Source organism: Clostridium sp. 1001275B_160808_H3, assembly GCF_015550425.1.
Taxonomy (GTDB): Bacteria; Bacillota; Clostridia; order Clostridiales; family Clostridiaceae; genus Clostridium.
In genome coordinates this window covers 121,575-145,733 of sequence record NZ_JADNAT010000010.1, presented here as the reverse complement: position 1 = coordinate 145,733, position 24,159 = coordinate 121,575, and the positions used below count along the sequence as shown (strand labels likewise).

Here is a 24,159-nt window from a genome sequence, read left to right as displayed (position 1 = left end):
TTTATACAAAAAACTTGCGAAACCTTGATATATAAAGATTTTAAAAGAGAAGTAGTGTAAAAAAACTTTACACTAACATATAAGAATGGAGAGTGAAGTTATGAAAAGAGTAGAAGAAAGATTTTTAGAATATGTAAAAATAAATACAAAATCAGATGAAACAACTAGAGTAACTCCAAGTACGAAAGGACAATTAACTTTAGCAGAAAAACTATGTAATGAGTTAAAAGAAATAGGACTAAAAGATGCAAAGATAAGTGAAAATGGGTATGTTTATGCTACACTAGAAAAAAACTGTAATAAGGATTTACCAATTATAGGCTTTATAGCTCATATGGATACAGCTCCAGATTATAGTGGAGAAAATGTAAATCCTAGAATTGTAGAAAACTATGATGGCGAAGATATTAAGCTAAATGATTCAGTAATATTATCTCCAAAATTTTCACCTGAATTAAAACAATATGTAGGAAAAACATTAATTACTACAGATGGAACTACACTTTTAGGTGCCGATGATAAAGCAGGTCTTGCAGAAATTATGACTGCAATGGAATACTTAGTAAATCACCCAGAAATTGAACATGGAACTATAAAAGTAGGATTTACACCTGATGAGGAAATTGGAGAAGGTGCAGATCATTTTGATGTTGAAGAATTTGGTGCAGATTTTGCATATACAATGGATGGTGGAAGAATAGGAGAACTTGAATATGAAAACTTTAATGCTGCAGGAGTAAAAGTTCAAATAAAAGGAGTTAATGTTCATCCAGGTTATGCTAAAAATAAGATGTTGAATTCAATAATGGTTGCTAATGAGTTTATAAATAGTCTTCCTTTAGATGAAGTTCCAGAAAAAACTGATAAATATGAAGGTTTTTCACATCTTGCAGATATAGAAGGAACTGTTGAAAATACATCATTAAATTATATTGTAAGAGATTTCTTTACAGATTCTTTTGAAGCAAGAAAAGAAAAGTTTAAATCTATAGAAAAAGAATTAAATGATAAATATGGAGAAGGAACTGTAGTTGTAAATATAAAGGATCAATATAAGAATATGAAAGAAAAAATTGAGCCTGTTATGCATATAGTAGAAAATGCAAAAGAAGCAATGATAGAAGCTAATGTTGTACCAAATGTTAGACCAATAAGAGGCGGTACTGATGGTGCAAGACTTTCATTTATGGGATTACCAACTCCAAATATATTTGCAGGCGGAGAAAACTTCCATGGAAAGTATGAGTATGTTCCAATAGAATCAATGGAAAAGGCAGTTGAGGTTATAATTAATATAATAAAAAGATACAGTAAATAATTAAGATTTATAAGTAAAATATTTTAATATAATTTATGAAAATACCCTAATAAAATTTTTATTAGGGTATAGTCGCATAAATATAATTATTACAAGATTTATTCAATTTCAAGTAAGATTTATTGTCTTAAAAAAGTTAATTTTTTTGTTTTTATAAAGGGGCTCGCGTTTCGCGAGCCCCTTTTAAACCATTGGATTTACTTACTTAAAGACGTTTTTAAACTTAAATAGAAATTTTTAACTATTATTTATATATATGCAAAATGGGAAGTTTGAATTAAAATTTTCTTTTTTATCGGTTAATAACAAAATTTTTTTGATACAGGTCATTAGATTGTATAAAAAATATAAGAATTCATGGAAATAAGTAATTTTATATGAAGAAAATAGATTTTAATTAAATAAATACCAATTGGGGGGGAGTAAGAATAAAAACTATCGATTTCTTTATAATACTAAAATTAGTTTTATGTGTATTGGTTGTATGGACAAGTATAGAATCAGATAAATTAAGTTTAACAGTTGTTTTTTATATTTTACTTAATATAATAATTGGCTTTATAAGAGGGCTTTTATATTATAAATATAAATTTTTATGGAATATTTTAATTATATTAGAAGTAATGAAAAAAATTATAAAATTAGAAGTAAAGGATAATGGTAACGGATGTAAGTTTATAAATAAAGGAATAGGGCTTACTAATATTGAGGATAAGATAAATAATGTTGAAGGAAAAATAATTTTTAATAGTGAAGAAGGCTTTGGAGTTATAATTTTAATTCCTTATTAATTTGGAGAGAGGTTAAAATGAGTATAAAATTAGTTATTGCAGATGATGATGCGTTAATTAAGGAAAGATATATAAGAGACGGTATAAAAAATGGTGCAAAAGGATATTTATTAAAAAATACAAAACCTGATAGAATAATTCAAACTACGGAAATGGTTAATGATGGAAATTGCGTTATTCAAGATGAGATTTTAATAAAGCTTAGTAATAACCTAAATAAAAAAGAATTTCAAAAAAGTAATATGGATAAAAGTATTTTTACAGAAAGAGAGCTAGAGGTTATTAAAGCATTATCAGAAGGATTAAATAACAAAGAAATTTCAAGGTTATTATATATATCAGAAGGAACTGTTAAGAATCATATAACATCTATATTTCAGAAGAGTGGATTGGCCCATAGAACTCAAATTGCTATTTATTATATAAGATGTTTTTCTTAATAGGGCATAAAAAATTAAATATATTATACTTATAAATTTATCGTTTTATTCAAATTAGTATAGTAATTCTTTAATATACTAATAGATTTAATTATGTAAGTTATTTATTGAGATACATGATTTAATTATAATAAATTAATAAATATAAATATATATATGACTTTTGTCATATATATAAGATGACCTTTGCTAGATTTCCTAGGAGGGGTTTTTTATATAATATTATTAAGGAATATAAAGGAGATGGTTATATGGGAGTTATAGAAATAAAGGATTTAGTCAAAAAATACGATGATAATATAGCAGTTGATAATATTAATTTAAGTATAGAAGAAGGAGAAATATATGGGATTTTAGGTCCAAATGGAGCTGGTAAAAGCACTACAATAAGTATAGTTTGTTCTCTTTTACGACCTTCATCTGGTGAAGTCAAAATTTTAGGAGAAGATATTAAGAGAAATTCTTTAAAAATAAAAAAGTTTTTAGGATTAGTTCCACAAAGTATTGCAGTTTATAGTGATTTTACTGCTTATGAAAATGTCAAGTTTTTTGGAGAATTATATGGATTAAGAGGAAATAAGCTTAAAGAGAGTATAGAAAAATCTTTAGAATTTACAGGGCTTTTGGAAGTGAAAAATAAAAAAGCTAAAGAATTTTCAGGAGGAATGTTAAGGCGATTAAATATTGCATGTGCAATAATTCATAACCCTAAAATATTAATTATGGACGAGCCTACAGTTGGGATAGATCCACAATCTAGGAACCACATAATGCAATCAGTTAAGGAGTTAAATAAACAAGGAGTAACCATAGTTTATACAACTCACTATATGGAGGAAGCAGAAGCGCTATGTTCTAAAATTGCTATTATTGATAAAGGAAAAATAATAGTAGAAGGTAGTAAAGAAGAATTAAAGGATATGGTAAGTGACAAAAGGACTTTAAATATAGGACTTGATGATATTTATAAAATGAATATAGAAGCTTTACGAAATATTGAGGGAGTTTTAGATATAAATATTGATGAAAATAATCTTATTATTACTTCATCTAAAGATGTAAATAACCTTGATAAAATTATAAAAGTAGTATCAGAACAAAATGTAAAAATAACTGATTTAGGCTTTAAGGAAATAACTTTAGAAACTGTATTTTTATCTTTAACCGGGAAAAAACTGAGAGATTAGGAGGGAGAAGTATGATTTCTATAATTAAAGCAGTAATTATTAATTGCATAAGAGATAAAAAGAATCATTTATTTATGATATTTTTCCCTTTATTTTTAATATTGTTAATTGGAAGTACGGTATCCTCATATTTTAACAGCACAGATAATCAAGTAGTTTTAGAAGATGTAGCTGTATATTATTTAGATGATAGTTCAGAGAAGATAAAAGAAGTTTTCAATACTTTTAAAAATATAGAATTTGAAGATAAAAATAATATAAAGCTAACTTTAAAAGAAATTGATGATATTGAGGTTGGTAAAAAAGAAGTAAAGGTTAATAGAGCTATATTGTTGCATCTAAAACAAGATACTATAGAGTTTTATTCAAATAGTCAATCAATGGTAAATCCATCTTTTGTTTATGGTTTACTAAATAGTATTGCTGACAGGTACAATACAATAACAGAGGTTTATAGTATAAATCCAGGTAAAGCAAATGAAATTGTAAAGAGTGAATATGTTAATAATTTTGTAGAAGAAGAAAATATTGCTTATAATGAAAGGCCAGATTCAATGGATTATTATGGAGTTGCAGAAATAGGGCTTATGATATTTTATTTTGTAACATTACCACTATATAATATTAAAAATGATAGAAAAAATAGTATAAAAGATAGAATAAATTTATCAGGAATATCAACAAGCAAATATTATTTCGCTTCATTTCTAGGGTTCTTGATTTATTCTTTTGGAACATTGATGATAACCTATATATTAAGTAATATTATTTTTGATATAAATTATGGTAGAAATCTATTAATTGTACCACTAGCAATGATACCATTTTTAATTATAGTAATAGGAATTGGGATTATAGTTCCTATGATTTTTAAAGAGGAAGAAGTTTCAGGTACAATAATACAAAATGTAATAATACCAGTATTAACATTTTTAGGTGGAGGATACATTGCACTTGATGATAATTTAGGAGGGCTTTTAAATATTGTAACAAGTATTTCACCATTAAGATGGTTTAATATAAGTATATTTAGATATATCTACTCTGGAGACAGTACTACTTTAATTAGATGGTTATTGATTGGAGCAGTTAGTTTGATAATTATAATTTCAATAATTTGTATAGTTGGGAAGAGGAGTGATAGGATAAATGAAAAATATATTAGTATTAATTAAAAATAATTTAAAGATATCAATATTAAAAAAGCCAGTAGGATTTATCATATCACTAATAGCACCTGTGATAATACTTTTCATTATGCTAAAAATAATTAACTTTAATTCTGGATATATAAAAATTGGAATAATAGATAATGATAAATCTATAACTAGTGATTTAATATTAAGTTCAATTAAAAGCTATGATGGTTTTGATGTAAAAGAAATAAAAAAAGAAGATATAAAAAATTTATTTGCAGAAAATGCTATTAATACTGTAATAGAGATAGATAGTGGTTTCGAAGATGATTTAATAAAGGGAAATACAAATTTAATTAAAGTTACTTCAATAGAAAATAATGATATTAGTAAAGTAATAAAAGAATTAATAAATGAGAAGATGGCTAATATAAATAATATTTTAATAGCTTCAGAAGGGAATAAAGATATATATTATAAATCTTTAAATAATTATAGTGATAGACCATATATAGAAATACAAAAAGAAAGTTTAAATGATTTACAAGGGGATTATACTTTTAGTCAAATATTTGTTGGATTTATTATAATGTTTATGCTTATAAGAGGGATGGCATCTTCTTATAGAGTATTTGATGAAAAAGAGGAAAATATATACACAAGAATATTTATGGCACCTATAAAAACCTATGAGTATTATGTAGCAGATGTTATAAGTGGATATATATCAATATTGATTCAAGTAATATTTGGGGTTTTGGGAATAAGATTTTTAAATATAGAAGTTGGAGTTGGTAATTTCGAATTATTTATAATATTAGCTTTATTAGGATTAGTTTCAATTAGTTTAGGGGTATGTTGCAGGGCTTTCTCTAAAAATAGAACAGAAGCATCGAATATATTTAATTTTGCTAATATGATAATGGTGATGATTGGAGGAGCTTTTGTTCCAATTGATATAATGCCACCTATAATAGAAAAAATATCATACTTTACTCCAGTTAGATGGGCTATGGAATCAATAGTATCTATACAACAAGGAGCTACTATAGCAGATATTTATAAATATCTAGCAATAATATTATTATTTGCATTGACTTTCTTTACTATTGGAATTTATAGGACTTCTAAGGAAGAAAAGGTTATTATGATAAATTAGTAGTAGATAAATTAATAGTAGATAAATTAATAGTATTAGTTACTTCGTAATAATAAAAGAAATAAATAAAAAGAAAAATTACTACAAGTTTTTAATTCTTGTAGTAATTTTATTTTAAATTTATTCTACTATGTCAGATATATTTTCTTCGGTATCTTTTGGATCAATATTTTCAGAATTAGATGTTGTATTAGGTTTTTTATTAACAAAATTATTTAGCAGGTTTGCTAAATCTACTCCTGTTATATCTTTTAAAACCTCAAAGCCATTAGCAGTAACATCAGTTACAATTTTAGCAACTTTTGATGCACCTTGAGATCCACCATTATCTATAACAGTTAATTTATCTATTTGCTCTAATGGACTTGCAACTTCTTTCATTACGTCTGGTAATCTATTTACTACCATTTCAACTATTGCAGCTTCTCCATATTTAGCCATAGCCTCTGCCAATCTATCTTTTGCTTCAGCTTCAGCAATACCTTTAGCTTTAATGGCATCAGCTTCAGCCAATCCTTTAGCTCTTATAGCTTCTGCATCGGCTTGAGCCTGAATCTTCTTGGCATCAGCTTCGGCTATTGCTCTTACTCTTATTGCCTCAGCTTCAGCTTCGGCTTGTCTAATTGCTTGGATTTTATGTGCTTCTGCAGCAACTTCAACTTCATACTTTTTAGCATCAGCAGGTTTCTTTACTTCGGCTATTAATTTCTTTTCAACAACTAGAGCTTCTTTTTCAGCAAGTTCAGCTTGCTGTTCAGCTAGGATTGAATTATTTTCAACTTCTTGTAATTTATAAGCTACGTCAGCATTTGCTTTAGCTTTATCTTGTTCAGCTCTAAATGCTTCAAGTTTAATTTTTTTATCTCTTTCACTTTGTGCAATTTCAGTTTCAGCTTCTAACTTCGCTTTTTGTCCTTCTCTTGTTGCACTAGCAGTTTTAATTTCTGTATCTCTTTTTCTTTCAGCTTCAGCTATATCAGCTTCTGATTTAGCTGCTGCTATTTGAGGCTTAGCTCTATTTTCTAAGTAGCCACCTTGAGTACTTATTTTTAAAATTGTATAAGATATTAGAACTAAACCCATTGAACCTAATTCATTTCTTATATCATCTTCAATTCGTTGTTCAAATGAAGCTCTATCTTCATTTATTTGTTCGACAGTTAATGTAGAAATAATACCTCTTAATTTACCTTCTAATATTTGTTCAACTATAGTTTTTATTACATTTACTGTGTTTTTTTCTCCACCACTACAAAATTGTTCTACTGCTTTTAATACGTTTTCGCTATCGTTTTTAACCTTTACAACTGCGGTACCAACTATATTAACAAATATACCTTGTTTTGCAGGTGCTTCATTTACATCTGTTGTCATTGATATGTTTTCTAATGAAATAGTAGAAGATGTTTCTAGTACGGGAATCATTAATCCCCCTCTTCCAAGTAAAACTCTTTTTCGAAGACCTGTAATTACCATTGCTTTATCAGCAGGAACTCTTCTCCAAAAAGATAGAAAGACTATTAAAACTATAACTACAATAATTATTATTGGAAGAGCATTTAATAGTTTTTCAAGAAAAATGTTCATTATTATTTCCCCCTTTTATTAAATTAAATTTATCTTACATTCATATTTTACCATAAAAATTTTAAAAATATGAAATATTTAGAAAAATAAGGTTAAAAAATTCCTATTATCAATATGTTTTGTGATATAATATGTATAAAATATTGGGAATTATAAAGTGAAATTAATTTAATAAAATACATGAATTGAAATGAAGATTATATATTTTTCATGATAAATATTATTAGTAGTTTTATTTATTACATTATCGTATTTTAAATTTTATAAATTACATTTTAAAGAAAATTTAAATGTAGAAATTATTAAAATAAAAAGATAAATTTTATAAACAGCGTCTGTTGTTATGATAAAAAAGAAAAGTTAGTTTTATATAGTGTAGATATTAGTAGTAGCTTTAGGGAGAAATCATTATGAAAAAAGAAATATTATATATTATTTTAGCTATTATTATTTCAATAAATATATGGATATTATTTTTGCTGTTAAATAACTCTTATTTATTAGGTAAGTTAAATGTATATCTAATATGGATATCATCAATTTTATTGGGGGTAATAGCATTTACTATATCAAGAAAATATAAAATAAATAAAAAAATTGATATGATTATAATAACTATAACTATTTTTTCGTTTGTAATTTTAATATATATAGGTGTGATTCTAAGGATGATATCATCTATATATTAGTAAAAGTATTTTATAAAAGGAGTGATATAAATGGTAGAAATTATAGCTTTAATTCCTATAGTATTATTTTTCATAATATTATATTTTACTATACGTTTAGCAGTGAGACATGCTATTAAAGATAGTAGTGAAGAGTTTAAGAATAATATAAAAAACTTAGTTAAAGCGGGAATTAATGAAAATGAATGGATGAAAAATAATTAAAATTACTAGAAGTATTTATTAGGAGTTTTCTAAACATAGAAAACAAAAATTCTCTTAAGAACTCTATAAAAAGTAACAAAAAATTATATATCGAATATAAATAAAAGAAAATCATATTTTAGGAGAGTATTATGGTAAATGTTTTAGTGTTAGTAGCGTTATTCTTGGGATTCGTATTAATTAAAGTTGGAAGAAAGAGTATGAGAAAATTAATTACTTATTTGGGATTAACAATAGTAATTGCTTTAGCTATTTATATAATGCAGGAATTTTTTAGTGATCTTATATATGGAGTTACTAGTGCATTTGAAGAGTTTTAAGAATTAATGATAGGTTGTAAGGGGGGATTTCTTTGAATAATAAAAATATTATAAAGGAAATTAGAGGATCAATTTTAACTATATTAGGAACTATTATAATAGTAGTATTAGTAAATACGGAAGTATTAGCAAGTGCTAAAGTTCAGTAAGAATCAATGGAAAATACATTATATAATGATGAAAAACTTATAGTTGATAAGATTAGCTACAATTTTACTACGCCTGAAAGAGGAGATATTATAATATTCTTTGATAATGAAGAAAAAGGCAATGTATTTGAAGAAAGTTATAAATATTTAAAAGAGATGGCTTCAATAAGATATGATACTGATACTAGAACAAGACTAGTTAAAAGAGTAATAGGGATTCCAGGAGATGAAGTAGATATAAAGGATGGGCATGTATATATAAATGGTAATATACTAGATGAAACTTATGTTAAAGGTAATACATATATTAGAGATATAGATTTTCCAATTAAGGTAGAAGATGATACTTTATTTGTTCTTGGTGATAATAGAGAAAAAAGCAAGGATAGTAGAAATTTTGGACTTATAAATATTAATCAAGTTGAAGGAAAAGCAATATTTAGATTATCACCAGTTAGTAGATTTGGAGTTATAGAATAAAATATGATATATATTTAACCTTAAAATATTTTTAAATTTAATAATTAATGTTAAGAAGTGGATAGTATTACTATATTATTCACTTCTTAATTATTACGAATATATTATAGTTTCTAAAATATGTTTGAGTTATAAAAACATTTAGTTATAATTAAGATTACTATATATGATAAGTTAATCTTAATAACATTACTAAATTTATAAATTAGTAAAATATAAATCAAACTTAAAAAAAATAGTAAACTATTTTAAAATATACATTTAAAAACAATATTAAAGGGTGTGATATAAGGTGGATAAACAGATTATAATTGTTTTAGTATTAAACTTTATAATTTCACTAATTGGAACATTAGCGTATTCAGTTAGGTTAGTAGGGGTTAGAACAGGGAAAATAGCTGTTACATTTGCAGTATTTAATGTATTAATGCTTGTTTCAAGAACTGCATTAACATTTCAAACTCCATTATTAACAAAGTTTGTAGAAAGTGACCCAAGTAGTGGAGCTTTACTTAATATATTTAATTTGATAATTATAATTTCTGGAATTGCATCTATAGTAGGTGCCTTCTTAATACCAACATTTCAACAAATGTTTAGTAAGGCAGTAAATCATTTTTCGATAGAAAGGTCTATTCCTAAACTTATAATACATAGTTTTTCAAAAAATGGCGTGAAATATATGAGGGAAAGTATAGCAATTCCAGTAAAAGAAAGTTTAACAAGTATAAATTATAAAAGGCTTCCAAAAAGGATTTTATTTTATAATTTTATTTCTGTAGCTATAATAACAGCAGGCGCTTTTGCACCAATATATGCAGCTAGCATAGCTCCAGATCTTAGAATGACTTGCTTATCCTTGTCACCAGTAATTAATGGAACAGCAACAATACTTACGTCAATTTTTATTGATCCTCATTTATCTATTATGACTGATGATGTAGTAGAGGGTACATGTAGTGAAGAGGATTTTAGAGCTTGTGTTATAGCAATGGTAGGAAGTAAAGTGGTAGGTACTTTTGTAGCATTGATGATATTTGTACCAGCTTCATATTTAATTGCTTTAATAGCTAATTTTATATAATAAATATATTAAAGAAAAAATGAAGCTTACATTTAAAGCAATAAAGCAAAATAAGAAAGATAAGTGCTAATCTTTCTTATTTTGCTTTATCATTAAATAATATTTTACTAAATTTGTTTTTCGAATATTAATTCAAAATGAGTGGCAGATCCATAAGCACCAGTTGGTGGAGTGAGAATTTGTACTAATCTCCAGCCTTCTTTTGCATGCTGATTTATTATCATGTGATAGTCTTCTTTTGGTCTTGATTCTATAAAACCTTTTAACTCTAGTCTTATGAATTTATATTCATACATATAAATTAACCTCCAATACACAATCTTTAATTTATTCTAGTTATTTCATATCCCTTCTCTTCTAGAAATTTTAAAATGCTATCATCACCGATAAAATGAGCAGCTCCAACCGCAACAGTATGTTTTTTACCATCTTTAACCAATTCATCTATTTTATTTGCCATATTAATATTTCTATTTTTAAGCATTATATTATAGTATTCTGGATTATCAGTTTTCATTTTATTATTTAATTCTTCAATATATCCAATATCTCCATTTTTATATGCATTAAAAAGATTTTTAGCTGTATCTACTTCTTCGCTAATATTAGAATTAGAATAATTATTTAGATATTCTTTTAGATATTCCCAAGTAAAAATTTCAGACATTGTCTCAAGTTGAGAATCAACTCCTTCAAGTTCATTAATTCTTATGTTATCTCCATTTGTTTTACGCAATTTAACTTGGTTCATCATAATTAAATCTAAACCATTTCCTATTATACCTGCTTTAGCATAACATAGATTTGTTAATACGCTATTTAATGTAAAGGCGTTTAAAGTCTGTATTTTCTTTATATTGAAATTAGGACTTAATGTATTTAAGATTGAATATAATTTATTTATTTCATCTTCAGATAAATATTTCTCTATAGTTTCCCCATCTTTTAAATATCCAGAAGATTGAACTTTATCTATATTTTCTTTAAGTGATAAGTCGAGTTCTACAGATAAAACATCAGTCTCATCAATTATTCTCTTTATGTCATTATTTAAGAAATTAATATTATTGCTTCCAAGATGTATAGTGCCAACTAAATTTATACTATTAGTTCCGTCAGTTGCTTCCCATATATAACCTTTAGAGATTTCTTTTTCTATAGTTTTATTATTACATGATACTAATGTAGTTATGAAAAAAGAAATAATAAAAAAACAAAGTAAATTTTTGAGTTTAATAATACCTTTCATATTTAGAATCTCCTTAATAATTATTTGCATTTAATATATATATTACCATAAATAGTAAAATGTATAAATGTTTTAAGAATATTATTTGTTGTTAATAAAACAAATAATAAATAAAGAAATTGCTAGAAAACTTGGATATTAGGAAGATAATATTAATACAAGAATATATATAGGAAAGAAGACGATTAGAAATAAAGTAGGTGATTGTATTCCTTTATTTAACAAAAATAATCTAGAAATAAAATTGAGATTAGTAGAAAGTTCTATTTTCAATAAAATAGTTTAAAATAATTATATAAATAAAGGATTATAATGTAATGTTTGGGGGCTTGGTATATAATGTTAATAAATAAAGGAGGAGATATAATGAAGAATTCAGAATACTACATAAAAAATTTAGAAATGATACCCCACGTAGAAGGAGGATACTTTAAAGAATCATTTTTATCAGAAGAAAAGGTGCGAGAAAATAAGAATTTATGGAGTAGCATATATTTTCTTTTGAGAACAGGTGAGGTATCAAATTTTCATAGGTTAAAATCTGATGAATTATGGTATTATCATGATGGGGAAGCACTTACTATTTATATGATAAGTCAAAATGGAGAACTTATAACAAAACAGCTTGGAGTAAATATAGAAAATGGAGAAGTACCACAAGTTTTAGTACCAAAAGGATATATATTTGGTTCAGCTATGAATAACGAAGGGTTTTCTTTAGTTGGATGTATGGTTGCACCAGCATTTGAATATGAAGATTTTGAATTATTTGAAAGGGAATATCTTTTAAATCTATATCCAGAGCATAAGGATGTAATATTAAAACTTACTAGAGAGAAATAATTAGTTTAAATAAATTTACATATATTATGAAAATGATAGAAATTCTTATAATATGATAAAAGTAGGAATTTTACAAATTAATAAGATACTTTATTCAGTGCTAAGAAATTAGAAATGAGATACATAAAGTTATAATATGCAAATATTTTATTACTTTCATATAATATATGTATTAAATGAAAGTATATGGTATAATATTTTCCGAAGTTTACTAAATTTGGAGAAGTGAGAAGTATGAGTAATAAAAGGCTCTTTTATTTTATTGTACCTATAATTATAGTATCAGGAATAGGAATAACGATAAATAGATTTTTAGACAAATTTTATTTAGAGAATAATGAAAAATGTATATATAATGATAATTCAAAGATAGTATTAATAAATGATAATTATTCTTATTTAGATAAAAAAGGAATAAATGAAAATTCTAACACAGATATATATTTTAAATTTACAGGGATGGATACTATTTGGCAAGTGATTTCTAATCATGATGCAGAAATCCATATTAAATATAATTCTAATATTGAATCAGGAAAGTTTAAAGTAGTTTTAATTGATTCTGATAATAATATTACAAATATTTTAGAGCAATCCCAATTAGGAGATAGTACATATAGTGTAAAGAAGGGAATTAATAGAATAAAAATAGTTGGAAGTCGAACAACCGGAAATTTAAAAATGGACATAAGTATAAGGAAAGATGAAAATGGAGTAGATGTAGTTGCGATAAACAGCTAGGGAAATAATTAGAATAAGTTATAATAAAGGCAAAGTGTTAGATTGTACTAGCAATTTGCCTTTAATTTTATAAACTAAACAAATGCCTTATAAATAGAATTAATTCCTTTTTCAAAATCGTCATTTTCTATGCCTATAAGAATATTTATTTCGCTAGAACCTTGATCAATCATTCTTATATTAATATTAGAATTACTTAAAGATGAAAAGATTTTAGCAGCAATTCCTTTATTTGAAGACATACCATTACCAACGGTTGCAATAAGGGCCATATTAGGATGGACTACAATTGAATCAGGATTGCATGTCCTTCTAATTTCATCAACTAAAATATCTATTTTATTATTAAGCTGAGAATCAGATATAACCACACAAACAGTATCTATACCAGAAGGCATATTTTCAAAGGAAACACAATTTTGTTCTAATATTGATAGAACTTTTCTGCAAAATCCAAGTTCCGAATTCATCATTGCCTTTTCAATTGAAATTACAGTAAAGTCTTTTTTACCAGCAATTCCTTTTATGGGATTATTATAATCAGGTTCCATATCTTTAACAATCAGTGTTCCTGAATCAGATGGAAGATTAGTATTTTTTATATTAATAGGTATTCCAGCATTTCTTACAGGAAAAACAGATTCTTCATGTAATACAGATGCACCCATATAAGAAAGCTCTCTTAATTCTCTATAAGTAATTTTCTTGATTTGCATTGGGTTTTCAACTATTTTAGGATCAGCCATCAAGAAACCAGATACATCTGTCCAATTTTCATATAAATCAGCATTTATGCTTGCAGCAACTAATGCTCCTGTAATATCAGAACCACCTCTAGAAAATGTCACTATATTACCTATTGGATCACATCCATAAAAACCCGGAATAACAGCTTTTTCATAATTAGAAAGCGTATCTTCCAATGCTTTATATGTAGCCTCGGTATCTAAGCTTCCATACTTATTAAATATAATTACATCTTTGGCATCTATAAAGTTAAAATCTAAATAATTTGCAAGAATAATACCATTTAGATATTCGCCCCTACTTGCAGCATATTCCTTAGATGCTCCATTTTCTATATCTTTTTTTATTTCACTTAAATAGCTATCTATATCTAATGAAAGATCAAGCTCATAAACTATAGATTTATATCTATTAGAGATTAAATTAAATACATCATCTAGTGGAATACTAGATTCAATGTGTGCTTGACAAAGATATAAAAGGTCTGTGATTTTAAAATCTTTAGAGTTTCTCTTTCCTGGTGCAGAAGGTATAACAAACTTTCTTTTATTATCAGATAAAAGAATATCCTTTACCTTTTTAAATTGGTTAGCATCAGCCAGAGAACTTCCCCCAAACTTAGAAACTATAATACTCATATTTTGCCCCCTTGTAAAAAAGTATTTACTATATATTAACAGTATTTTAAAAAAATCTCAAATTAAAAATTATCAATTATTAGAGTATGTTTATTTTTTTTAGGAATAATAAAAATATAAATTTATAAGTAGGTGAAAATATGAAAAAGAAATCAATAATCATATATAGTATGCTGGTGCTATTTAATATAGTAGTATATAGTCCACAAGCAATGAGGATGGAAGATAATACATATATAAATAATGCTAAGCGTGATTTACTAGTTTTAATGTTAGCTTATCCAGAAGAAATAAAGGATATTGAGGTATCTGAAGATAACTATATATACTTGGTTTTGAATAATGATAAAAAGGTTTTATATGACGATAAAAAGGAAAAATGTAAAGATATGAAAACAGCCAATGCAGATTTGCAAGATACTTTAGAAGATATATATCCATTAGAGAGCATAAGTACAGTTATAGATGGAATGGATCCAGGTAGAGGAAGGGCATATTCTTTTCTTAATAGTATTTATGGGAGCAATCAAAATCAAATAGAAAAGAATTTATCTTCTTTCTCAACATCATGTGGTAATGTAATGTTTAATAAAAATGCTAAAGCAGGAGAGTCTTTAAAAAAGGCTTTAAATGAAGCAAGAGAACTATCCAAAACAGATAATAAAGTTAATAATTATATTTTCCCGATAAGTGGAGGTTACAATTATAGGGTTATCCAAGATACTGGAAGGCTTAGCCCACATGCTTATGGAATAGCCATAGATTTAAGTAGAAATGATGCAGATTATTGGAAATGGGTAGATAAAACTAAAGGAAGCAAGAGAATAGAAGGCTATCCTAAGGAGTTAGTAAAAGTCTTTGAAGAAAATGGATTCGTTTGGGGAGGAAAATGGGAGCATTTTGATATCTTACATTTTGAGTACAGACCAGAAATAATATTAAAAAGTAAATATTTTTCTGAGACATCAAAGATAAATAATGATAAATGGTATGAAGGTGCGCCTATAAATGATGAAACACAAAATAAAATAAATTTAATTGATGAGAAATTATAAAATTAAAGCTATACTATTTAACGTAAATGTTTAACTTAGTATAGCTTTTAAATTTTATTTTTTATAAAATGCGAATAATAGCATTATTAATGGCACCTAGGGGTTATTATTAAAAGACTATTTATATTTAAAATGCAAAAGCAAAGGGTGATTAAAAAAATATCAATTATGTACATAAAACAAAGGTAATTTTGATATAAACGAAAATTTGAAAGGATTGTTTAATAAAATGAGATGTTGTAAAAATGCAATGAAAAATGTTTTATTGTATAATTAGAAAATGAGTTGCTAAAAGAAGATAAAATATAAAGGTTTCAAAAACTTTTAAAGGGGAGTAGATGGGTTAAATGAAAGTTATTAAAAGAGATGGAAGTATAGTTGAATTTGATAAGGGGAAAATAAGAGCTGCAATTTCTAAAGCAATGAAAAATGGAAGTGGTATTTATTTAGCAGATATAGCAAAGCTTATAGCAAATGATGCTGAAAAATATTTTTCAAAACAAGGGGATACTCCAACTATACATAAAATAGAATCTTATGTTTACGATAGACTTGTTCACTACGGACAAATTGTAACAGCTAAGTCCTATGAAGGATATAGAGCAGTACAAGAGTTTAAGAGAAATACAAATACAACGGATGAAAGTATACTAAGTCTTTTAAATAAAACTAATGAGGATGTTATAAAGGAAAATTCAAATAAAAATTCAGTCATAGCAGCAACACAAAGAGATTTAATTGCAGGAGAAGTTTCAAAAGATATATCTAGAAGAAGGCTTATTCCAACCCATATAGTTCAAGCGCATGATGAAGGAGTAATACATTGGCATGATATGGATTATACTCTTTCAAATATATTTAATTGTTGTTTAATTAATTTGGAAGACATGCTAAATAATGGAACAGTGATAAATGATAAGCTTGTAGAAACGCCTAAATCTTTTAGTACAGCTTGTACTGTTACTACTCAAATAATGGCTCAAGTTGCAAGTAATCAATATGGTGGACAAAGTATAACAATAAAACATCTTGCAAAATTTTTAAGGATAACTGAAGAAAAAACTTATAAGATGTATTTAGAAAAATATAATAATGAAGAACTTGCAAGAGAGTTAGCTAAAGATATGAAGCTTAAGGAATTAAGAGATGGAGTTCAAACTATAAGATATCAATTATCAACATTGCAAACTACAAATGGTCAAGCTCCTTTCAGTACAATTTACCTAGAGATTGAGGAAGGTAATGAGTATGAGGAAGAAATGGCCTTAATTTGTGAGGAAATGATAAAGCAAAGATTAGAAGGTATGAAAAATTATAAGGGACAAGAAATAGGAGAGGCTTTCCCAAAACTTGTTTATTTATTAGATGATCATAATTGCCTTGAAGGTGGGAAATATGATTATATAACTAAATTGGCTGCAAAGTGTACAGCAAAAAGATTAGTTCCAGATTATCAATCAGCAAAGATGATGAGAATGAATTATGAAGGAAATACTTTTCCACCAATGGGATGTAGATCACATCTTTCACCTTGGAAGGATGAAGAAGGTAACTATAAATGGTATGGAAGATTCAATCAAGGGGTAATTAGTTTAAACTTACCTCAAATAGGCATAATTGCAGATGGGGATATGGAATTATTCTGGGATATGTTAAATCAAAGATTAGAACTTTGTAAGGAAGCTCTTTTAACAAGACATAATATGCTTCTTGAAACACTTTCAGATGTTTCGCCTATACATTGGCAACATGGTGCAATAGCAAGGTTAGAAAAAGAAGAAAAAATAGATAAGTTGTTAAAAGATGGATATTCAACATTGTCATTAGGTTATGTAGGAATACATGAAATGGTTCAATCAATGCTTGGAGTAAGTCATACAAGTGAAGAGGGAGAAAAATTTGCTTTAGATGTAATGAATCATATGAATGAAGCGTGCCAGAAGTGGAAAGATGAAACTGGATTAGGTTTTAGTTTATATGGTACTCCAGCAGAAAATTTAATATATAGATTTTGTAAGCTAGATAGAAATAGATTTGGGGTTATTCCAAATGTAACAGATAAGTTATACTATACTAACTCTTATCATGTTCATGTTTGTGAAGAAATAGATGCATTTAGTAAATTAAAATTTGAATCTCAATTCCATAACATAAGTTTAGGTGGTTGTATTTCTTATATAGAAGTTCCTGATATGAGCAAAAATTTAGATGCAATTGAGCAAATCATAAACTTTATATATCATAATATACAATATGCAGAAATAAATACTAAACCAGATATATGCTATAAATGTGGATATACTGGTGAAATTAAATTAGATGATAATTTAGAATGGTTCTGTCCATCTTGTGGAAATAAGGAAGAAGCGGAAATGCAAGTAATGAGAAGGACTTGTGGTTATATAGGAACTAATTATTGGAATAAAGGTAGAACTGCTGAAATTGGAGATAGAGTATTACATTTATAAGGAAGGTTTTCTAAATGAATTATTCTAAAATAAGAAAATTTGATGTTAGTAATGGACCAGGTATAAGAACTACATTATTTGTAAGTGGATGTACTAATAATTGTGAGGGTTGTTTTAATAAAGATTTACAAGATTTCAATTATGGTGATAAGTGGACAAAAGAAACGGAAGAAGAATTTATAGAATATGTTAAAAATCCAAATGTAAAGGGCGTTAATATTTTGGGTGGAGAGCCTATGGACCAAATACAAGATAAAGATTTATTAAATTTATTAAAAAGAATAAAAGAAGAAACTAAAAAAAGTATTTGGTTATGGTCTGGTTACTTATATGAGGATATAATAAAAAATGAAAATAGATTATCTATATTATCTTCAGTAGATGTACTTATAGATGGCAGATTTGAAATAGATAAAAGAAATATATCCTTAAAGTATAGAGGATCAAGCAATCAAAGGGTAATAGATGTTTTAAAAAGTCTTGAAAAAAATGAAGTAATAGAGATACAACTATAAATATTAATATTAAAAGCACTTCGTAAATGAATTATTTACAAAGTGCTTTTCTTGTTTTTTATAAAGTATTTTGACAATTATTATAAAGTTTTGACAATTTTAAGGAATATTTTGACTGAGTAGATATTATAATAGATAATTAAATTGTACATAAATTTAATTATAAGAGGGGTGGATATATGATTAAAAATTTAAAAGTTAGAGTAAAAATATTTATCCTAACAACTACTTTAACTTTAATGATGCTTTTTATAGGAGGAATAGGAGTATTCCAACTCAATAAAGCTGACGAAAGAATGCAAAAGATGTATAATGAGAATTTTTCATCTGTATTAAAATTGAATAATAGCATAAATGAAGAACGTAGCATTGAAACAAGTATTTATAAAATTATTTTAAATGTTGGTAATAAGAATCTTCAAGAAGAGGAAAAAGAAAAAGCAATTAAGAGCCAAGAAAGCTTTGATAAAAATTTTAGTAATTATAAAAATATATATATTGATGAGCATACAAGTAAGGAAATAATCGGAATTGAGACTAAATTGAAATCTTATAGAGAGAAGCAAAATGAAATCATTAATTTAGCTATTTCAGGTAATGGAGGTGAGGCTAAAAAACAACTTGAATTAGTTGAACTTGATTTTGGTGAAGGATTTAGATATGAATTAAACAAGCTTGCTAATTATAGCAATACTATAGCAGAAAGTATAAAAATTGAAAATGAGCAGGCTATAAAAAAATTAATTTCATTATTGATTACAAGTATAATACTGGTATTAATTACTGGAATTATTGCAGCAGCACTTATAACAAGAAATATTGTTAAGCCTTTGAAGATAGCTGTAAATGAAATGGAGATAATTTCAAAGGGAGATTTCTCAAGGGAAATAGATAAAAAAGCTTTAAATAGAAAAGATGAACTTGGAATTATATTAAAGTATATAACCATAATTCAAAATTCACTTAGTACTTTATTAGAAAATGTTAAAATAGAATCAAAAAATACAGAATATTCTATTAAGAATATTAATTCAAATATATATGATTTAAATATTAGCTTAGAAAATATGGCAGCTACTTCAGAAGAAGTAACGGCAATTATGGAAGAAACAGCTGCTTCCACTCAAGAAATGAATCATTCAATTGAATCTATAGAAATATCTGCTGAATCAATAGCAAATAAAGCAAAAGATGGATCAAAGATTGCAGGAGAAATAAGCAAGAGAGCAGTAGATAATAAAAATTCTGTTAATTTAGGGCTTAACAATACAAATGAAATTTTAGAAAGTACTAAAGCAACATTGAAAGGTGCGATAGAACAAACTAAAGTAATTAATAAGATATATGAATTGTCAGAAATAATTATAGAGATAACAGAGCAAACTAATCTTCTAGCTTTAAATGCTTCAATAGAAGCTGCAAGAGCAGGAGAATCAGGAAGAGGATTTGCAGTGGTGGCTGAGGAAATAAGAAAGCTTGCAGAAGCTTCAAAAGACTCTGTTATAAAGATAAAGGAGACAGGAAATGATATATCTACAGCAGTTAGCAGTCTTATAGATAGTTCAAATAGTTTAATTAGTTTTATGGATAAGGATTTACAAAATGAATTTTCTAATATGATACGAGTAACAGAAACATATAAAGATGATGGGATATTAATAGATAATATAGTAAATGAGTTTGATAAAATTTCTAATGATTTATTAATTTCTATTAAAGAGATTTCTGATATTATGAATGGTGTATCTAAAGCAACAGCAGAAGGAAGTAGTGGAATTACTAACATTGCTAATAAAATTGTAGATGCAAGTAATAAGTCAGATAAAACTATAATTAATTCTAATAATGCAATGGATAGTTCAAAAAAATTAAAGGAATCTATAGATGTATTTAAAATAAGAGAGTAGGATAAACAAGCAAGGTGTTATTAAATAAATCTATATTTAATAATACCTTGCTTAAGTACTAACTAGATGTAACATCATATTTGTAACTAAACAATATTTCTTTTTTTGAATTTGGTTCAATTATGCTTTGAAAACATGGATTTCCATTTTTATCAGTTTGATATCTATCAGTAGCAAAATTCATTTCCCAAGGTGCAAATATAGGTTCACATATCTTTATAGGAATAGATTCATCTTTGGTATTAGTAATTATATATTGAACTTCTTTAAGAATATAATCTTTGTATTTCTGATAAGTAATTATTTTTCTTTGAGAAGTAACATCGAATGCTTTTCCCATTATATATGAAACTTCTCTATCTTTAGCTATATCTTTAATGGTGCTACCACCTACAAATTCTAAATTACCATCAAAACGAGTATAAGAATTTATATTACCAGATGGAAATGGGAAACCTAAATTGTTTTCAGCTGTATTTTGAAACTTAATTATTATATTAGCATTTATAGATTCGTATCCAAAATCATAGAGTTTACTATATATAATTCCATTTTTATAAAAGTTTTTTATTCTTTTTATTGTATTATTAAGGAAATTATATTTACCTGGTACTGTATAAATATAGTAATCAGCGATTTCTATATCAGTAATAGGAGTACTGCTTTCTAATTTGGTAGATTGAATAGGAGTGTTAGAGATATATAAATTCTTATAGGCTAAATTCACATCACCGGCTATAACTTTTAAAGTAGCATTATTGTAATCTATACCAGATTTGTTTATAAGATTGAACCAAGAGTGAATTTCTAATGTTTTTTCATATAAAATTATTGTATAACTACTAGACCATCTAATATTATCAGTTAAATAATATGCTTTTATTTCTTTTGAATCAATACTGTTTCCTTTAATCAAAATTGAATTAGGTATTAAGTTTTCACAAGTATCACATGGAGATGGATTAGGATTTTTATTATTGCAACAAAGATAATTAAATATCATTATGAAATCATCAATGCCTGTAATTATAACAGATGTTTCATCTATATACTTACTTATATCAAAGTATTCAATAGTAATATAAGGATTAGGATCAGATTTGTATTTGGGAATTTCTCTAGTTTCATTTATTAAAGCTGTATTATTATATACTGTTAGGGAAAGATTTTTAGTTTGTGAACTTGTAGATTTTCCGTACATTAAAACCTCTTAGAATAATTGTTATAGTATTATGATATAAAAATATATATCACAAGGTGCATATATTTTATATGGAAGATACAAAAGAGTATTATAGAGATTTATATATTCTGTTATATTGTTTAAATACTTATTCTAATATATGAAAAAATAGCCAATAAGATTTAAAATCCTATTGGCACTGTATTAATTAATCATTTAAGATTTCTTTAACATAATTTGGAATCATAAAAGCTCCCTTATGTAAGTTTGTATTATAGTATTTTGTAACTAAGCCTAATGAGTTCCAGTGATTTGCATCAAAATCATTTAACGGATGTAGTTCTTTAGAAGCAAAGCAAAACATCCAATGCCCCGAAGCATATGTAGGCATATGATATTGATATGCTTCACATATATCGAAGATACTTTTTAGCTTGCTAAATGATCTTTTCATCTCTCTTGCATTATGTGGGTAATAAGGACTTTCACATTGATTTATAAGAATTCCCTTTTCTGTTAATGCAGAGAAACAATCTTTATAAAATTCAGTAGTAAATAAGCCTTCTCCAGGTCCTATTGGATCAGTAGAATCTACTATAATTAAATCATATAAATTTTGTTTACCTTTAACGAATTTAATTCCATCTTCAAAAAATAAGTTTACTCTTTTATCATCTAGCTTATTTGATGTAAAAGGTAAAAATTCTTTTGATGCTCTAACAACTGCCTCATCTATTTCAACCATATCTATATTTTCAACAGTTTTATATCTAGTTAATTCTCTAACGGTACCGCCATCTCCAGCTCCTATTACTAAAATATTTTTAATATTTTTATTAGTAGCCATAGCCACATGAGTTATCATTTCATGATAAATAAATTCATCTTTTTCAGTAACCATTGTCCAGTTATCAATTACAAGTACTCTTCCAAATTCATAAGTATCCAATATATCAATTTTTTGAAATGGACTTTGTTCAGAATACAAGTGATTTTTAACTTTCATAGAAAAATTTACGTTTTGAGTTTGATTTTCAGTGTACCATAATTCCATATCCATATCTTAAACCTCCATTTTATGCTTTACTTGAATATTATCATATGCTCCGTTAGAAAAGGTTTTAACCTTGTCAACTAAACCTCTTGCAACTTCAGTAGACTCACTTCTTTCAGATTTTAATGCATCCTCAAGATATTTAAATGCAAGCCAAGGATTAACAGTATCACCGCAAGTGAATAGATCTACTGATGCATAACCATATTCAGGCCATGTATGAATTGTAAGATGAGATTCCTGGATTATAACAGCACCGCTTACTCCCCAGGGATTAAATTTGTGGAAACAGCTTGTGACTATTGTTGCATTAGATACGATAGCAGCTTCTTTCATATGCTCTTCAATGATAGCATGATCTTTTAAAATCTCCTTGTCACAGTTATAGTACTCCACTAAAATATGTCTTCCTAATTGTTCAATTTTCATAAAAATCCCTCCATAAATTTAAAATTTTAGTTCCATCCAATAGATAAATATTTAATTAGCAAAAATGCTTCACTCATGAAACCTCCTAAAAACACATAAAAGTTTAGTAATAGTAAACTTAGAGTTAAACTATACTAACTATATCATTTTAGCAATAGGGGGAAATGTTGTCAATTAATATTTTTGTGTTAATTAAATGCGAATTAAAGTTAAAATATGAAGGTTAACTGTTAAGAATCAAGGTGGAAATTCAATGATTATAGATGATTATGTACTTCGTTGGGTAGATATGCCTAGGATGGTTTCTATGCCAAGAATATCTTATGGAGATAGTATAGAATATGAAACTGATAAAAAGGAATTTACATTAAAAGCTACAGTGCCATATGGAGTAGGGTTTACAATAAATGATGAAGATATTAATAAATTATATCCTGGGGATATGGACGAGTACGGAAATGTATATGTAGAAGGAATAAAATTAAAGGCAGGTATGAATGAATTTAAACTTAATATTGAGCCTACACAAGGAACCATTGACTTACCTTGGTATACCTGATAATGGTAGGCTGGACAAGCAACTAAGACAATAACAATGAAAATTAATTTTTGAAATGAAGGTTAAAGAAGATGCAACTATTACAGCTGGAATTAAAGGAGTTAAAAAAGTATTTGAATTTAACTTATTGATTAAGAATGGCGAAGAAATAGTTACAGTTCATAGCTTTAAAGATGGAGTTGCAACTGTAACTTTAAAGTTAACAGATGAAGATTTAAAAGGCTTAA

Annotated in this window: 25 protein-coding genes; 18 read left to right on the top strand and 7 right to left on the bottom strand. The window is 26.4% G+C overall.

Annotation, left to right across the window (positions count from 1 at the left end; genetic code table 11):
- Positions 1-85: 85 nt before the first annotated feature.
- The 6 genes from pepT (at position 86) to I2A75_RS09520 (ending at position 6,031) form a co-directional block, all read left to right on the top strand.
- Positions 86-1,318 carry a peptidase T gene (pepT, locus tag I2A75_RS09545; protein ID WP_279325036.1) on the top strand — a complete coding sequence of 411 codons (1,233 nt, stop codon included), beginning with the start codon at positions 86-88 and terminating at the stop codon, positions 1,316-1,318.
- Positions 1,319-1,941: 623 nt separating this feature from the next.
- On the top strand, positions 1,942-2,109 hold the full coding sequence (locus I2A75_RS09540) for a hypothetical protein (RefSeq protein ID WP_195264242.1): 168 nt from the start codon (positions 1,942-1,944) through the stop codon (positions 2,107-2,109).
- A 17-nt stretch (positions 2,110-2,126) separates the two neighbouring features.
- A complete protein-coding gene (locus tag I2A75_RS09535) occupies positions 2,127-2,549 on the top strand; it encodes a response regulator transcription factor (RefSeq protein ID WP_195264241.1) in 423 nt (140 codons plus the stop codon).
- A 251-nt stretch (positions 2,550-2,800) separates the two neighbouring features.
- Positions 2,801-3,736: an ATP-binding cassette domain-containing protein gene (locus tag I2A75_RS09530; protein ID WP_195264240.1), complete on the top strand. Its 936-nt coding sequence runs from the start codon at positions 2,801-2,803 to the stop codon at positions 3,734-3,736.
- Between the two features lie 11 nt (positions 3,737-3,747).
- A complete protein-coding gene (locus I2A75_RS09525; protein ID WP_195264239.1) occupies positions 3,748-4,911 on the top strand; it encodes an ABC transporter permease in 1,164 nt (387 codons plus the stop codon).
- Positions 4,886-6,031 (top strand): ABC transporter permease, encoded by a 1,146-nt coding sequence (locus I2A75_RS09520; RefSeq protein ID WP_195264238.1) that lies wholly within the window; start codon positions 4,886-4,888, stop codon positions 6,029-6,031. Before I2A75_RS09525 ends, I2A75_RS09520 begins: the two co-directional genes overlap by 26 nt.
- A 120-nt stretch (positions 6,032-6,151) precedes the next feature.
- Here I2A75_RS09520 and I2A75_RS09515 read toward each other — a convergent pair whose 3' ends face one another.
- Complete coding sequence (locus I2A75_RS09515) at positions 6,152-7,618, bottom strand: SPFH domain-containing protein (protein WP_195264237.1); 1,467 nt, start codon at positions 7,616-7,618, stop codon at positions 6,152-6,154.
- 410 nt (positions 7,619-8,028) lie between these two features.
- Between I2A75_RS09515 and I2A75_RS09510 the strand changes: the two genes are divergently transcribed.
- The 5 genes from I2A75_RS09510 to I2A75_RS09490 all read left to right on the top strand — a co-directional run bounded on the left by I2A75_RS09510 (position 8,029) and on the right by I2A75_RS09490 (position 10,544).
- On the top strand, positions 8,029-8,307 hold the full coding sequence (locus I2A75_RS09510; RefSeq protein ID WP_195264236.1) for a hypothetical protein: 279 nt from the start codon (positions 8,029-8,031) through the stop codon (positions 8,305-8,307).
- A gap of 30 nt (positions 8,308-8,337) precedes the next feature.
- Complete coding sequence (locus I2A75_RS09505; protein WP_195264235.1) at positions 8,338-8,511, top strand: hypothetical protein; 174 nt, start codon at positions 8,338-8,340, stop codon at positions 8,509-8,511.
- Between the two features lie 131 nt (positions 8,512-8,642).
- The gene (locus I2A75_RS09500) at positions 8,643-8,831 is read left to right on the top strand and encodes a hypothetical protein (RefSeq protein ID WP_195264234.1); all 189 of its coding nucleotides are present in this window, start codon (positions 8,643-8,645) and stop codon (positions 8,829-8,831) included.
- 155 nt (positions 8,832-8,986) lie between these two features.
- Complete coding sequence (gene lepB, locus I2A75_RS09495) at positions 8,987-9,460, top strand: signal peptidase I (RefSeq protein ID WP_243242125.1); 474 nt, start codon at positions 8,987-8,989, stop codon at positions 9,458-9,460.
- 292 nt (positions 9,461-9,752) lie between these two features.
- On the top strand, positions 9,753-10,544 hold the full coding sequence (locus tag I2A75_RS09490) for a lipid II flippase Amj family protein (RefSeq protein ID WP_195264233.1): 792 nt from the start codon (positions 9,753-9,755) through the stop codon (positions 10,542-10,544).
- A gap of 107 nt (positions 10,545-10,651) precedes the next feature.
- Here I2A75_RS09490 and I2A75_RS09485 read toward each other — a convergent pair whose 3' ends face one another.
- Positions 10,652-10,840: a DUF4177 domain-containing protein gene (locus I2A75_RS09485; protein ID WP_195264232.1), complete on the bottom strand. Its 189-nt coding sequence runs from the start codon at positions 10,838-10,840 to the stop codon at positions 10,652-10,654.
- Positions 10,841-10,866: 26 nt separating this feature from the next.
- Positions 10,867-11,793, bottom strand: a complete 927-nt coding sequence (locus tag I2A75_RS09480; protein WP_195264231.1) for a TraB/GumN family protein — start codon at positions 11,791-11,793, stop codon at positions 10,867-10,869.
- A gap of 366 nt (positions 11,794-12,159) precedes the next feature.
- Between I2A75_RS09480 and I2A75_RS09475 the strand changes: the two genes are divergently transcribed.
- A complete protein-coding gene (locus I2A75_RS09475; protein WP_195264230.1) occupies positions 12,160-12,636 on the top strand; it encodes a cupin domain-containing protein in 477 nt (158 codons plus the stop codon).
- 234 nt (positions 12,637-12,870) lie between these two features.
- Positions 12,871-13,377 carry a hypothetical protein gene (locus I2A75_RS09470; RefSeq protein WP_195264229.1) on the top strand — a complete coding sequence of 169 codons (507 nt, stop codon included), beginning with the start codon at positions 12,871-12,873 and terminating at the stop codon, positions 13,375-13,377.
- Between the two features lie 74 nt (positions 13,378-13,451).
- Here I2A75_RS09470 and I2A75_RS09465 read toward each other — a convergent pair whose 3' ends face one another.
- On the bottom strand, positions 13,452-14,762 hold the full coding sequence (locus I2A75_RS09465) for an aspartate kinase (RefSeq protein WP_195264228.1): 1,311 nt from the start codon (positions 14,760-14,762) through the stop codon (positions 13,452-13,454).
- A gap of 140 nt (positions 14,763-14,902) precedes the next feature.
- Here I2A75_RS09465 and I2A75_RS09460 point away from each other — a divergent pair, with 140 nt between their 5' ends.
- The 4 genes from I2A75_RS09460 to I2A75_RS09445 all read left to right on the top strand — a co-directional run bounded on the left by I2A75_RS09460 (position 14,903) and on the right by I2A75_RS09445 (position 20,707).
- Positions 14,903-15,817, top strand: a complete 915-nt coding sequence (locus I2A75_RS09460; RefSeq protein WP_195264227.1) for a M15 family metallopeptidase — start codon at positions 14,903-14,905, stop codon at positions 15,815-15,817.
- 347 nt (positions 15,818-16,164) lie between these two features.
- Positions 16,165-18,285 (top strand): anaerobic ribonucleoside-triphosphate reductase, encoded by a 2,121-nt coding sequence (gene nrdD / locus I2A75_RS09455; protein WP_195264226.1) that lies wholly within the window; start codon positions 16,165-16,167, stop codon positions 18,283-18,285.
- A 14-nt stretch (positions 18,286-18,299) separates the two neighbouring features.
- Entirely contained in the window at positions 18,300-18,800 is a 501-nt protein-coding gene (gene nrdG / locus I2A75_RS09450; protein WP_195264225.1) for an anaerobic ribonucleoside-triphosphate reductase activating protein, read from the top strand.
- Between the two features lie 179 nt (positions 18,801-18,979).
- A complete protein-coding gene (locus I2A75_RS09445) occupies positions 18,980-20,707 on the top strand; it encodes a methyl-accepting chemotaxis protein (protein ID WP_195264224.1) in 1,728 nt (575 codons plus the stop codon).
- A gap of 58 nt (positions 20,708-20,765) precedes the next feature.
- Here the strand turns inward: I2A75_RS09445 and I2A75_RS09440 are convergent, their stop codons facing one another.
- The 3 genes from I2A75_RS09440 to speD form a co-directional block, all read right to left on the bottom strand.
- Positions 20,766-21,908 (bottom strand): hypothetical protein, encoded by a 1,143-nt coding sequence (locus I2A75_RS09440; RefSeq protein ID WP_195264223.1) that lies wholly within the window; start codon positions 21,906-21,908, stop codon positions 20,766-20,768.
- Positions 21,909-22,098: 190 nt separating this feature from the next.
- On the bottom strand, positions 22,099-22,944 hold the full coding sequence (gene speE / locus I2A75_RS09435) for a polyamine aminopropyltransferase (RefSeq protein WP_195264248.1): 846 nt from the start codon (positions 22,942-22,944) through the stop codon (positions 22,099-22,101).
- Between the two features lie 9 nt (positions 22,945-22,953).
- Complete coding sequence (gene speD, locus I2A75_RS09430; protein ID WP_347707764.1) at positions 22,954-23,367, bottom strand: adenosylmethionine decarboxylase; 414 nt, start codon at positions 23,365-23,367, stop codon at positions 22,954-22,956.
- 259 nt (positions 23,368-23,626) lie between these two features.
- Here speD and I2A75_RS09425 point away from each other — a divergent pair, with 259 nt between their 5' ends.
- Entirely contained in the window at positions 23,627-23,932 is a 306-nt protein-coding gene (locus I2A75_RS09425; protein WP_195264221.1) for a hypothetical protein, read from the top strand.
- Positions 23,933-24,159: the final 227 nt, after the last annotated feature.